At 65.5% G+C, this 11,535-nt stretch carries 15 protein-coding genes; 8 read left to right on the plus strand and 7 right to left on the minus strand.

The genetic code is table 11. The annotated features are described in order from the left end of the window. The 3 genes from ACESL8_RS00960 to ACESL8_RS00970 all read left to right on the plus strand — a co-directional run. Positions 1-503, plus strand: a 503-nt coding sequence (locus ACESL8_RS00960; protein WP_372914972.1) for a MauE/DoxX family redox-associated membrane protein, incomplete at its 5' end; no start/stop codon positions are given. Next, positions 503-2,584: a multicopper oxidase domain-containing protein gene (locus ACESL8_RS00965; protein WP_372914974.1), complete on the plus strand. Its 2,082-nt coding sequence runs from the start codon at positions 503-505 to the stop codon at positions 2,582-2,584. The genes ACESL8_RS00960 and ACESL8_RS00965, both read left to right, overlap by 1 nt. After that, the gene (locus ACESL8_RS00970) at positions 2,581-3,279 is read left to right on the plus strand and encodes a copper resistance protein B (protein WP_372914976.1); all 699 of its coding nucleotides are present in this window, start codon (positions 2,581-2,583) and stop codon (positions 3,277-3,279) included. Before ACESL8_RS00965 ends, ACESL8_RS00970 begins: the two co-directional genes overlap by 4 nt. A gap of 7 nt (positions 3,280-3,286) precedes the next feature. Here ACESL8_RS00970 and ACESL8_RS00975 read toward each other — a convergent pair whose 3' ends face one another. Then, positions 3,287-3,487 (minus strand): NmrA family NAD(P)-binding protein, encoded by a 201-nt coding sequence (locus ACESL8_RS00975; RefSeq protein ID WP_372914978.1) that lies wholly within the window; start codon positions 3,485-3,487, stop codon positions 3,287-3,289. Between the two features lie 147 nt (positions 3,488-3,634). Between ACESL8_RS00975 and ACESL8_RS00980 the strand changes: the two genes are divergently transcribed. After that, the gene (locus ACESL8_RS00980) at positions 3,635-4,396 is read left to right on the plus strand and encodes a PEPxxWA-CTERM sorting domain-containing protein (RefSeq protein WP_372914980.1); all 762 of its coding nucleotides are present in this window, start codon (positions 3,635-3,637) and stop codon (positions 4,394-4,396) included. A 118-nt stretch (positions 4,397-4,514) separates the two neighbouring features. Here ACESL8_RS00980 and ACESL8_RS00985 read toward each other — a convergent pair whose 3' ends face one another. Then, on the minus strand, positions 4,515-6,203 hold the full coding sequence (locus ACESL8_RS00985; protein WP_372915001.1) for an alpha/beta hydrolase family protein: 1,689 nt from the start codon (positions 6,201-6,203) through the stop codon (positions 4,515-4,517). A 106-nt stretch (positions 6,204-6,309) separates the two neighbouring features. On the opposite strand from ACESL8_RS00985, the gene ACESL8_RS00990 reads away from it, so the two are divergent. Genes ACESL8_RS00990 through ACESL8_RS01000 form a run of 3 tightly spaced genes read left to right on the plus strand, consistent with a single transcriptional unit; the run spans position 6,310 to position 6,861 of the window. Further along, positions 6,310-6,504 carry a hypothetical protein gene (locus ACESL8_RS00990; protein WP_372914982.1) on the plus strand — a complete coding sequence of 65 codons (195 nt, stop codon included), beginning with the start codon at positions 6,310-6,312 and terminating at the stop codon, positions 6,502-6,504. Next, a complete protein-coding gene (locus ACESL8_RS00995) occupies positions 6,501-6,731 on the plus strand; it encodes a hypothetical protein (RefSeq protein WP_372914985.1) in 231 nt (76 codons plus the stop codon). Before ACESL8_RS00990 ends, ACESL8_RS00995 begins: the two co-directional genes overlap by 4 nt. Next, the gene (locus ACESL8_RS01000; RefSeq protein WP_372914987.1) at positions 6,706-6,861 is read left to right on the plus strand and encodes a hypothetical protein; all 156 of its coding nucleotides are present in this window, start codon (positions 6,706-6,708) and stop codon (positions 6,859-6,861) included. The genes ACESL8_RS00995 and ACESL8_RS01000 overlap by 26 nt, the downstream gene beginning before the upstream one ends. Before the next feature lie 6 nt (positions 6,862-6,867). Here ACESL8_RS01000 and ACESL8_RS01005 read toward each other — a convergent pair whose 3' ends face one another. The 4 genes from ACESL8_RS01005 to ACESL8_RS01020 are packed head-to-tail and all read right to left on the minus strand — an operon-like array spanning position 6,868 to position 9,801. Beyond that, positions 6,868-8,079, minus strand: coding sequence for a hypothetical protein (locus ACESL8_RS01005; protein ID WP_372914989.1), 1,212 nt, complete (start codon positions 8,077-8,079; stop codon positions 6,868-6,870). After that, positions 8,076-9,002, minus strand: coding sequence for a sterol desaturase family protein (locus tag ACESL8_RS01010; RefSeq protein WP_372914991.1), 927 nt, complete (start codon positions 9,000-9,002; stop codon positions 8,076-8,078). The genes ACESL8_RS01005 and ACESL8_RS01010 overlap by 4 nt, the downstream gene beginning before the upstream one ends. Then, on the minus strand, positions 8,999-9,382 hold the full coding sequence (locus ACESL8_RS01015) for a hypothetical protein (RefSeq protein WP_372914993.1): 384 nt from the start codon (positions 9,380-9,382) through the stop codon (positions 8,999-9,001). Before ACESL8_RS01015 ends, ACESL8_RS01010 begins: the two co-directional genes overlap by 4 nt. Then, positions 9,382-9,801 (minus strand): TIGR01244 family sulfur transferase, encoded by a 420-nt coding sequence (locus ACESL8_RS01020; protein ID WP_372914995.1) that lies wholly within the window; start codon positions 9,799-9,801, stop codon positions 9,382-9,384. Before ACESL8_RS01020 ends, ACESL8_RS01015 begins: the two co-directional genes overlap by 1 nt. Positions 9,802-9,925: 124 nt before the next feature. Between ACESL8_RS01020 and ACESL8_RS01025 the strand changes: the two genes are divergently transcribed. Further along, the gene (locus ACESL8_RS01025; RefSeq protein ID WP_372914997.1) at positions 9,926-10,786 is read left to right on the plus strand and encodes an SDR family NAD(P)-dependent oxidoreductase; all 861 of its coding nucleotides are present in this window, start codon (positions 9,926-9,928) and stop codon (positions 10,784-10,786) included. On the opposite strand, the gene ACESL8_RS01030 is transcribed toward ACESL8_RS01025, so the two are convergent. Continuing rightward, positions 10,780-11,535 (minus strand): TauD/TfdA dioxygenase family protein (locus tag ACESL8_RS01030; RefSeq protein WP_372914999.1); only part of this gene is annotated, 756 nt, incomplete at its 5' end. The genes ACESL8_RS01025 and ACESL8_RS01030 overlap by 7 nt on opposite strands.

Below are 11,535 nucleotides of genomic sequence, written 5' to 3' on the forward strand. Positions count from 1 at the left end.
AGCTGCACGATCCCAAGGCCATCAGTTATCGCCTGGTGATCGCACTGTTTGGCATGGCGGCGGCGGCGGCTTTGGCGCTGAGCATGGCGACCATGGGCACGCCGTTCACCCTGTACGCGGCCGAATGGTTCGTTGGCATCGCGATGTGCCTGCTGGCGTTCCTGAAACTCAAGGATATCGAAGGCTTTGTCACCGGGTTCATTGGCTATGATCTGCTGGCGCGGGCGTGGCTGCCTTATGCGTATGTCTATGCCTGGGCCGAAGCGGCGGCGGGGGTGCTGATGCTGTCGGGCCAGTTGGTGTGGCTGGCATCGGGCATCGCGCTGTTCATCGGTTCGGTGGGCGCGGTGTCGGTGATCAAGGCGGTGTATATCGAGCGGCGCAGCCTGACCTGCGCCTGTGTTGGCGGCGGCAGCAACGTGCCCTTGGGTTTTGTGTCGCTGCTGGAGAATGTGACAATGATCGCAATGGCGTTCTGGATGCTTGCGGTGCACGGAGCCTGATGATGATGCGAATTTTCCTTCTTGCTTTGGGCCTTCTGTTGCCGGCGCTGGCGCCATCGCCCGCTTTGGCCGGCACCTATGATCTGGTGGTGGAACGCGCGCGGCTGCAGGTCGTGCCCGGCCGCACCGACAATGTGATCGCCATCAACGGCAGCGTGCCCGGCCCCACCTTGCGTTTCAAGGAAGGCGAGGAGGCTGTGGTGCGCGTCACCAACAAGCTGGCCAGCACCACATCCATCCACTGGCACGGGCTGCTGGTGGACGGGGCGTATGATGGCGCGCCGGGGTTCAACGGCTTTGCCGGCATCGCGCCGGGCGAAACCTACAGCTACCGTATCCGCATCCGCCAAAGCGGCACCTATTGGTACCACGCTCATAGCGGCGGCCAGGAACAGGCCGGACAATATGGCGCGCTGATTATCGCGCCGGCGGGCGCCGACCCGATTGTTTCGGATGTGGAACATGTGATTCTGCTATCGGACCACACGCGCGAAGACCCGAACCGGGTGCAGAGAAATCTGAAGAGCGATTCCGGATATTACAACTGGAACAAGCGCACGCTGCCGGAACTGATGCGCGACGCAAAGAAGTTCGGGATGCAGGCCACAATGGCCGAGCGGCGAGTGTGGGGCGAGATGCGGATGGACGCGACCGACATCGCCGATGTTTCGGGATATGCGCTGCTGATGCACGGCAAGCCAACGGCGGCGCAGCCCACCCTGGCCTTCACCCCCGGGCAGCGCGTGCGCCTGCGTTTCATCAACGGTTCGGCGATGAGTTTCATGGATGTGCGTATCCCGGGCGTGGCGATGACCATCGTCGCTGCCGATGGCCGGCCTGTGCAGCCGGTGACGGTGGACGAGTTTCGCATTGGCGTGGCCGAAACCTACGACGTGATCGTGGAGCCGGCGGCCGGGGCTCATGCGCTGTGGGTGGAAACGCTCGATCGCCGGGTGAGCGTGCTCGGGCGGCTGACCAGTGATCCGGCATTGACCGTGACGGCGCCAGCACCGCGGCCCAAACAGATATTGATGCTGGCGGAGATGGGCCATTCGATGCCGGCCGCAGGCGAGGCCTGCAGCGCCGAACATGCCGCGATGGGGCACTGCAAGGTGGGCGGCCCGGCGCCTGCTGCCGGGGCGATGGCCAGTTCGGCCAAAGACCCCGATTGTGCGCCGGAACATGCGGCGATGGGGCACTGCACCTCCAAGGGCGCCGCGGCGATGACGGCTGCCGTGCCGGCTGATCCTGACTGCCCGCCCGAACATGCCGCCATGGGCCATTGCACCCCCAAGGCTCCGGCTGCAATGAAGGCGGCTGCATCCGACCCTGACTGCCTGCCCGAACATGCCGCGATGGGCCACTGCACGCCCAAGGCGGCCGGCCCCGCTGGTCCCAATGCTGGCCCGCGTGTCGGTACCGCCGTGGCGCTGGCTGCAAAACCCGATGGAGGCACGCCGTTTCCGGTGGTCGATTATGGCTATGGCCGCGATCCGATGGCGGGGATGGACCACAGCAACATGCCGGGCATGAACATGCCGGTGCTGGGCAAGGAAGGCGATACTGATGGCAGCGGCCGGGTGTTCGGCTGGGCCACCGGCGCGCCTTACGGGGCGCGGGTGCTGTCGATGCGCGATCTGGCGGCGCTCAATCCCAGGGCCAACGCTGCGGCGCCGACGCGCGAAATCATCGTGCGGCTGCAAGGCAACATGGAACGCTACATCTGGACATTGAACGGTCACAAGTTCGGCGAAGGCCCGCCGATCGACGTGAAGTTCGGCGAGCGCGTGCGGGTGACGTTCATCAACGAAACCATGATGGCGCACCCGATGCACCTGCACGGCATGTTCTTCGAAGTGGAAAACGGCCAGGCAGCGGGCCTGATGCCGGAAAAGAACGTCGTCGTGGTGGCGCCGGGCCGCACGCAATCGATCATCCTGACCGCCAATGAAGCCGGCGAATGGCCGCTGCACTGCCATCTGCTCTATCACATGAACAGCGGCATGATGGGCAAGTTGGTGGTGGCCAATGTGCTGGGGCCCGACGGCAAAGCTGCGCCGGCGGCGGGGCATGTCCATTGAGGCGCGCGGCGCTGATCGCAGTGCTGCTGGCTGCTCCGGCGTTTGCCCGCGAAAGCCACGGCCACGGCGATGCCATCAACAATTTCACGCTGGTCGAAGAAGCCGACATCACCCGCTTTGACGGCAAGTGGGTGGCGAACTGGGAGGTTCAGGGCTGGGTTGGCGGCGACAAAAACAAATTCTGGTGGCGCAGCGAAGGCGAAACCAAGGGGCCGCGTTTGGAGCAAAGCGAGTTCCAGGCGCTGTTCAGCCGCAACATCGCGACCTTCTTCGATGCGCAGGTGGGCCTGCGCCACGATATTGCCCCTGATGCGCGCACCTATGCCGTGGTCGGAGTGCAGGGCCTTTCGCCGCTGTTTTTTGAAACCGAGGCGCATGCGTTTTTCGGCTTCAAGGGCGATGTGCTGCTGCGGCTGCGCCAGTCGTTCGATCTGCGGATGACCAACCGGCTTGTGGTGCAGCCGCTATTTGAAACCGATATCTATCTCACCCGGGTGCCCGAACGCCTGATCGCGCCCGGCCCGGCGATCATCGAGGTCGGCGTGCTGACTCGCTATGAAATCACCCGCCGCGTGGCGCCGTATGTGGCGGTGATGTTCGAACGCCGGCTTGGCGAATCCTCGCGGCTGGCGCGCGCGGCTGGCGAGGATCCCGGCGGCTGGTCGGTGCGCACCGGCGTGCGGTTCTGGCTCTAGCCCGGCGTTACCCTCGCCGTTCCCGCACGAAGGCTTCCAGTGATTGCGGTTCGCGCAGAACGATCGGGACGATTTCTGCGCCCAGCGCGGCCAGATCGTTTGCATTGCCCGGCTGGCGGCACCCGGCCCGCACCCGGTGCCCGCCTGCAATCAATCCCGCCGTCACCACCCTTCCCAGCCGCCCGGTCGCCCCCACCACCAGTATCATGCCCAGTCCCCCAATTTGGCCTTTGGTCCCGGCTTATACTGCCGGCCCTGCCGCGGCAGCGCAAATCCACGGTGGAACAACATCGGTTGCAGGCGGTTCACCTGAGGGGCGTCCTGCCCTGGCTCCACCAAATCAAGGGAATTGATCATGTTGAAATCCATGCTGCACCGCGCGGGCCGAGCCGCGATCGTTCCGGCTGTGCTCGCCTGCGGATTGATGTCGCAAAGCGCATCGGCCGTTCATGCCACCCAGAATTACACAACCAATTTTACCCAGATTAACGGTCAAGGTGCCAGTGGCACTGCCATGCTCACGCTGAATCCGGGCGCGACAAGCCTGTTCGTGCAGATCATGGCAACCGGCCTTCAGGCTGGTGGCCCGCACCTCGCGCACATCCATGGGCTGTTTTCCAATGGCACCAGTGGCAGTCCGGTCAATTCGACCACGCCGACGCTGGCGCAGGACGCCGACGGTGACGGCTTTATCGAACTGGCCGAGGGGCTGCTCAAATATGGCCCGATCATCATCGATTTCGGTAACATCGATCCGGATCAGGATGGCACCATCAACTTCAGTCAGACGTTCAATCTGCTCGACTCGTCGATTTTCACCGGCGGTTTTGGACGGACCGATCTACTCGGCCCCGGCTTGTCGTCGCTGGATTTGCGCGAAATCGTGATCCACGGCATGAACGTCGCTCCCGGGATCGGCGCTGGAACGCCGGGCGAGGTTAATGGCACCAACGGCTATCTGGCGATCTTGCCCGTGCTGTCGGGTGAAATCACCGAAGCTGTTGTCGCCGGGGCGGTTCCCGAGCCGACGAGCTGGGCGCTGATGATCCTCGGCTTTGGCGCTGTCGGCACGACACTGCGCTCGCGCCGCCGGACAAGCGAACTCGCCAGCAATTGAGGCGACGACCAGACCCACGCCGCCGGCAAACCGGCGGCGTGGGTCAATTCGACAGGGCGTTGGAAGTTTGCATCGGTACCCACCGGGAGCGCGGGCGCTTCGCGTTGAGTGACCCCATCTACCCGGCCTGCGTGGCGGTGCCGGCGACGACATACCAGGTGACGAACAGCCCGCACAGCAGCCCCCCCGGCACGGCGCTGCCGGTGCGGCGCCAGGTGAAGGTGCCGATGGCGGCAATGATGGCGAGCAAGGGCACGAACTGAATGGCGATCACCGTGGTGAGCGGATCAAACGCTGTCGGCAACTGGCCGGTGGTAAAAAACAGCCCGTAATCCACCAGCAGCAACAGCACAAAGCCCCCGGCCAGCGCCAGTTGGGCCGCGCCATAGCGCATCAGCCAGCCATCACCCGCCACTGCCAGCCGCGCAAGCGCTGCCAGTGTGATCACCTGCGCAAACGTGATTGGCACCAGATAGACCGTCGCGATGCGGAACTGATCGAGGCTGAGCGGTTTCAGCGCGACCACCCAGAAACGGAAATCGACCGTGAACCACGCCGCCATCGCCGTCAGCACGGCATAGCCAATGGCCGTGGTTGCCAGTGCAAGCAGGGCAGACAGCAGCCAGCGCGAGGCTGCGGCGGGCGGCTGGGATTGGCCGAAGCGCAGCTGCAGGAGGGTCGGCCCGGCATTGATCAGTGCCCACACCATCACCTGCGTCGTCACCGTTTGCGGCAACAACGCCGACGGCGGCAGCGCGAGCGTGACGAGGATGAACGCGGGAAAGAAGGTGATCGCTGGCACCAGCGCGGTCATGCCGAACTGCCGCCACCAGCGGGCATCGCGTGCCGGCACGCCGGCCGGCGGCGCGCGGCGCAGGGGCGCAAACAGCGCCAGCGCCAGCAACAGATCGAAGCTGCCGGCCAGAATCGCGAAAAAGCCGATCAGCGCGATGCCGGTCGCCACTTCCTTGCCCAGCCAGATCTGATCATCAGCCGGCAGCGGCGTGCCGCCGTCCAACGTCTGCCCGAACCAATCCAGCGCATCACCGATCGCGGCGTGGCTGAAATGATCGCCGGGGTGGGTAGTGACGGGCTGGGTCAACCGCCGCGCGCTGCCGTCGGCGATGCTGCCGTAAATGGTTCCGGGCGTGATGGTTCTGGTGCCAAACAACGCTTGCAATTTGGGGCTGCTGGCGACGTCTTGCGCGCGGCCCACGCCCCACATGACCTGCGAAAATTCGTCGTATCGGCTGAACACCAGCGCGAGGTTGCGCGGCCAGATTGGCGTGCCATCGGCGGCAAACGGCTTGCCGGTGGAGGAGCCTTCGAGCACCATGGCGCGGTAACCATCCGGCATCGCAGCGGCTGCGGCCAGCACCGTCCAGCCGCCCATGCTGTGGCCTTCCAGGCCGATGTTGGCCTTGTCCACGATTCGCAGCGCGCGCAGGTAAGCCAGCCCGGCCGGGCCGCCAAATCCTTCGGAAAACGCCGGCCCGCCCGAATAACCATGGCCGGTTTGATCCAGCGCCAGCACAACATAGCCGCGCCGGGCGAATTCGATGGCAAAGCCGTCCTGCGTTTCGCGGCTGTTGATATAGCCATGTACGGCCAGGATGCCCGGCGCCGGGGTCGCTGCGGTGGCGCCGCGCGGCACATACAGCAGCGCGCTCATCCGTGTGCCAGCGGGCGAGCGCAAGCGGATGTCGTGGATGGCGATGCCGCCGGCTGTCTGGATGCGGCTGGCCTGCCACGATCCGCCCAGCACCAGCGCCAACCCCAGCAGAAAAAGCCACCAACCCTTGCGCATCGTCACGTCCCCCGCCTGCCATCAGCTTTAGGCACTGACGGGCGCGGCGCAAGCGCTCGTGATGTCGGCGCACCGCCGTCGCTGCGCAATCGGGGGGTAGGGACCAGTGTGCTGGTTGGTGCTGGTGCAGGGCGAGATCATCGCTGGCCACGGCCGGGTCATGGCGGCGCAGATGCTCGGGATGACCGAGGTGCCGGCCCTGGCGTTGTCGTATTTGTCGGCGGCCGAGCGCCGGGCTTATGTGCTCGCCGACAACAAGCTGGCACTTTGGACTTGTAACGGTTTTGTGCCGGTGACTTGAGCGTAAAACACTCGTTCAAGGAGACGGGACCACCTCAGTTTGCCAACTATGCGAACGCCTCGCGCCATCCCGGCAAAGGCCGGATAGTTCGCGCCCTCCTGCGCCTGTTCGATGGCCGCCGCATCACCATCAAGATCGGCGTGGAAGGCCACGAAAACCAGGTGATCGACGCGCTGATGCCGCTTTTGGGCGAACCCCAGATTGCCAAAACCCATCGTCGGGGTTGATCCCGCAAACCTCGCCCAGAACGGCACTACCCGCGAAACCCTGTTCGCCCGACTCGCCGAAAAAGGCATGATCCCCAGCGTCAACGACCCCAACCGCCGCCATTACAACGAAGTGTTCGTGCGCGCCTGACGACGATCAGAAAGCGCCCGCTGCGGCCTTCCATTGATCGATTTCCCACGCGAGCCGCGCCGGCGGGCCGAGCACGGCGCTGACCGGGCGGCGCAGTGCCGCGTTGGCTGGTGCATCGGCGATGCCCAGCCGAAAGCAGAAACCGGGACGCCATGCCGGATCATCCAGCAGCGCATCGGCAGCACGGGCAAAGCGCGGCGCGGCACGCATTTGCGCTTCACGGTCGATCATTTCAGGCAATTGGTTGAGCGGCTGTGCCACCAGCCCCGCCGCAGTCGCATTCAGGTGCAGCCGCTGCCACGCACTGCCAATCAGCAACGCCGAACGCCGGTCATGCGGCTGCTGCGTCAGGATCAAGCCAAACAACGAGGCGGTGGGCAGATGGGTGTCCCTCGTGGCGGCCAGCCAGTATGCGCCCTCGCTTGCGGCCGATTGCGCCGGCATCATGGCGCCGGCCGCGGCCAGCCACGGCGATACGCCAGAGGTGGCCAGTGTGACCCCGTCCATCAGCCGCTGCGCTTCGCCGTGGTCGTGGCGGAACCAGCGGTGGCTGTCGGCCATCATGGTGGCATCACTGGTGATGGCGGCGGTGGCATCGTCGGTGAGAGCAGCAAAACGCCGGCCTGCGGGGCTGCCCGCGCCGAACAGCGCCACCTTGACGCCCGCAAACGCCGGGAAGGCGAGCAGTACTGCCAGCTTTGCCTCGGCCACCAGCCCGCCGCGCCATGGCCCGCGGTGGGTGTGACGGCGGGCAATGAAGGGCAGCAGCGGGTGGGGCGGCGGCCCCGATCCATCCGGGCCAAGCACGATACGGGCAACATGGCCCGGATTTTCGGCATCGGGCAGCAGCCGCACCCGCGCCGCGCGGCCCAGCGCAGTGGATGCCAGCGCCATGTTGTGAATGGCGCCGCCCAGCCCGGCCAGACGTTCGCGGCCAAACGGATCCATCGTGCCCAGATTGCGGCCCGGCACTTCAAAGATATCAACACCCAGCCGCCCCAATGCAAACGCCCACGGCTGGGTGTTGTGCGGGCTGGACGCGAGCACGCCGGCACCGATCAGTTTCAGCGCCCCGGCCTGGCGCTGGCTGGCCCATTCATCCCACGCGTGCAGCGCCGGATTGTCACCGCCCAGCAGGCCTTGGTGCCAGGCGCGGCCGGCCAGTCCCGCAGCGGCCAGCCCGCCAGCGCCGATCAGCAACTGGCGGCGACCGATCATTCAGCGGGAATGGATAAGGGAGTGTTTTCCGCCTGCCACTGCGCGCGCAAAATCTCGGCAGTTTCGCCGGATGCGGCCCCTGGCGGTGCCGCAATGGCCAGCCACGCCGCCTTCAGGCTGCGCGCGCGCGCCAGATCGCGCGCGATGCCCACCCATTCGTGGCAAGCCACCCACAACGGATTGAACGTGCCCAGATTGCGCACGATGCCATAGCGCGGCGGATCGTCGGCGCGCTCGGGCTCGAACGTTCCGAACAATCGGTCCCACACGATGAACACTCCGGCATAATTACGATCAAGATAGCGCGGATTGGTGCCGTGGTGGACCCGGTGGTGCGACGGGGTGTTCATCACCGTTTCGAACCAGCGCGGCATCCGGCCCACCACCTCGGTGTGAATCCAGAATTGATAAACCAGATTAAGCCCGCCGCAAAAAGCCACCAGTTCGAGCGGGAAGCCGATCAGGAACAGCGGCAGCTTGATGATGAACGTCAGCCCGAACAGGCCGGTCCACGTCTGCCGCAGTGCGGTGGACAGATTATAATGCTGCGATGAATGGTGGATCACATGCGCCGCCCACGCGAGGCGAACACGGTGGCCAGCGCGGTGAATCCAGTAATAGGCGAAATCATCGACCACAAAACACAGCGCAAAGCTCCACCACGCCACCGGAATGTCGAACAACCGGTGTTGCCACAGCCACAGCGCGAGGCCGGTCACGGTGCCGGCGAGCAACGCGCCGCTGATGGTGTTGCCCAGGCCCATGGCAAGGCTGGTGCCGGTATCGCGCCAATCATAATGGCCGCGCCAGCCCATGCGCACCGCCAGCAATTCGGCGATGATGCAGATGACGAAAACCGGGATGGCGATGGCCACCGGATCGGCGCTGATGATGTCTTGAACAGTCACAGCTGGCAGGGTCATAGCCGCCCCGCCCAGCGCAGGGCCGCAGCCTCACCCAGATCAAGCGCGGTTTCGGGGAACATCGCTTCATCGGGCCGCACCCGCAGCAGCCCTCCGGCGCGCGCCACGATCGGCCCGTCCAGTGCCCGCACCACAAACCGGTCACCAAAGGGGCGCACCAGCGCGATGCGGCCATCCTGCCCCGCCACCAGCGCGCCGCTGCCATCCCGGCTGAGCGCGGTATCGGCCGCGCGAAAACCCGGCAGCGCATCGGCCACCAGCCGAGCAGCGAGCGCGGCATCGACCAGCTGCGGACGCCGCGAAAAGCCCAGCACCCGCGTCATCAGCACGAGCACGGCCACACCGATGACCGAGAACAACAATAGCCCCATGCGGTCCATCAGCCGGGAGCCAATTGCTTGAGCATTGGCATCAACCCGGCAACATTGTACCCGCCTTCGCTCGCCGCCGCGATGATCACCGCCGGATCAGCGCCCTGTTTGGCTGCGGCCAGCGCCCACAGGTTGCAGCTGCGCGTGCCCGATCGGCAGAACGCCAGCACCGGCCCATCTGCGAGCGCTGCTGCCATCGCTGCCACTTGATCAAGATTGAACCCGGTGTGATCGATGGGGATGAAGGCATAATCGAGTCCGGCGCCAACGCACGCGGCTTCAATTTCGGCGCCCGCCGGCTGGTCCTGGCTCTCGCCGTCCGGCCGGTTGTTGACGATGGTGCGAAAGCCCTGCGCCGCGGCAATTGCCACGTCGGCCGGCGCGATCTGCGGCGCCACGGAAACGCTGTCGGTGATACGGATGAACATGCCGGCAGGATAGGGCCTCTGCCCGCCCGGCTCAAGTGGGGACGGCGCCGGCGACGCCGCTGCTTGTGACAGTTGGCGGCGGGCGCAACGGGCCTATTCTGCTGCCGCAACAGGAGCAAGCAGCATGAACACTCTGGTCGGCAAGGTGGCCTTTGTCACGGGCGCAGCATCGGGCATCGGGCTGGGGATAGCCGAAGCGCTGGCGCAGGCGGGCGTCAAGGTGATGATGGCCGATATCGATGGTGAGGCGCTCGCCCGCGAGGTCGCACGGCTGTCGGCGACCAATGCCGATGTGGCGGGTGTCCGTGCCGATGTGTCGCTCAAGGCCGAATTGCAGCGCGCCGCCGATGCCACGATGGAACGCTTTGGCAAGGTACACATCCTGATCAACAACGCCGGGGTAGGCGGCGGCGGCGATTATGGCGACTGGAACGATGCCGGCTGGGAATGGGTAATCGGCGTTAATCTGATGAGCGTGGTGTGGGGCATCGAGATTTTCGGGCCGCTGATGGAGGCGGGCGGAAAGGCCGGCGGCGAAGGCGGCCACATCGTCTCCACCGCGTCGATGGCTGGGCTCGTGGCCGCTGTCGCACCGGGTTACAACGCCACCAAATATGGCGTGGTCGCGCTTTCGGAGGGGCTGCGGCCCAAATTGGCGGCCAAGGGCATCGGCGTTTCGGTGCTGTGCCCCGGCTTCATCCGCACCCGCATCATGGAATCGGCCCGCGCCGTGCCCGAACGGCTCGCCGGCAAGGTGGCGCTGCCCGATGCGTCCGCCTTGCCGTCGGAGTTTGCCGCCATGGCCGCCCAGGCGATCCAGAACGGCATCGATCCGCTGTATGTGGGTGAACTGGTGGTGGAAGGGATTGAAGGCGACTGGCCCTACATCTTCACCGACAATCAGTTCGAAAGCGGCGTCGATCTGCGCTTTGCCGCGATCAAGGCGGGTTTTGACAAGATCAGGGGCCGCACCCCGCGTTATTGAGCCGCCGCCGCGATGGTCGTGCGGTGCAGCAGCCTTGCGTGGCCCTGATAACCGCCGGTTGCGGCGTGCAGCACCGAACGATTGTCCCACATCACCAGCATGTTCGGCGCCCAGCGGTGGCGATAGTGGAACTGCTCCTGCCCCTGCCAGTGATACAGTTCGGCCAGCAGCGGCAGCGCTTCGGCCTCGGCCATGCCCTCAAAGCCGATGATATAGCCCAGGCAGCCGAACAGGCCTTCGCGCCCGGTTTCGGGGTGGTTGCGGATGAACGGATGCGCCTGCGCCGCGCGGGCGGTTTCCGAAGGGCGGATGTCCATCGAACGGCCCCCAAGGCCTTTGGGGTCGCCGGCGCCGTAGAACCCATCAGGCGCATAGGCTTTTTGCGCCGAATGGATGGCCGTCAGCCCTTTGATGCGAGCGCGCAGGGCAGCGGGCATCGTGTTCAGCGCCAGATGCTGATTGGCAAACAGCGTGTCGCCGCCGGTTGGCGGGATGGTGATGCCATACAGGCAGGTGCCGGCCGGCGGACGCGCCTGAAAGCTCCAATCGGTATGCCAGTTTTCGGCAAACACCGGCGCGGTCTCGTCAGTGGCGCGGGCCACGGCGATGATGTGCTGGCGGCCAGGGATCGGTGCAATGAACGGGTCTTCGCCAAAACCGCCCATCGCCAGCGTGAAACGTTCCAGATCATCATCGCCCAGCGCCTGATCGGGGAACACCAGCACGTGATGCTCAAGCCAGGCAGCGCG

Origin of the sequence: Sandarakinorhabdus sp., assembly GCF_041689835.1 — a bacterium.
Taxonomy (GTDB): Bacteria; Pseudomonadota; Alphaproteobacteria; order Sphingomonadales; family Sphingomonadaceae; genus Sandarakinorhabdus.

Coding starts and splice junctions, on each gene's coding strand:
- ACESL8_RS00965 (WP_372914974.1), top strand. CDS start 503: ATGATGATGCGAATTTTCCTTCTTGCTTTGGGCCTTCTGTTGCCGGCG.
- ACESL8_RS00975 (WP_372914978.1), bottom strand. CDS start 3,487: ATGATACTGGTGGTGGGGGCGACCGGGCGGCTGGGAAGGGTGGTGACG.
- ACESL8_RS00980 (WP_372914980.1), top strand. CDS start 3,635: ATGTTGAAATCCATGCTGCACCGCGCGGGCCGAGCCGCGATCGTTCCG.
- ACESL8_RS00985 (WP_372915001.1), bottom strand. CDS start 6,203: ATGCGCAAGGGTTGGTGGCTTTTTCTGCTGGGGTTGGCGCTGGTGCTG.
- ACESL8_RS01005 (WP_372914989.1), bottom strand. CDS start 8,079: ATGATCGGTCGCCGCCAGTTGCTGATCGGCGCTGGCGGGCTGGCCGCT.
- ACESL8_RS01010 (WP_372914991.1), bottom strand. CDS start 9,002: ATGACCCTGCCAGCTGTGACTGTTCAAGACATCATCAGCGCCGATCCG.
- ACESL8_RS01015 (WP_372914993.1), bottom strand. CDS start 9,382: ATGGACCGCATGGGGCTATTGTTGTTCTCGGTCATCGGTGTGGCCGTG.
- ACESL8_RS01020 (WP_372914995.1), bottom strand. CDS start 9,801: ATGTTCATCCGTATCACCGACAGCGTTTCCGTGGCGCCGCAGATCGCG.
- ACESL8_RS01025 (WP_372914997.1), top strand. CDS start 9,926: ATGAACACTCTGGTCGGCAAGGTGGCCTTTGTCACGGGCGCAGCATCG.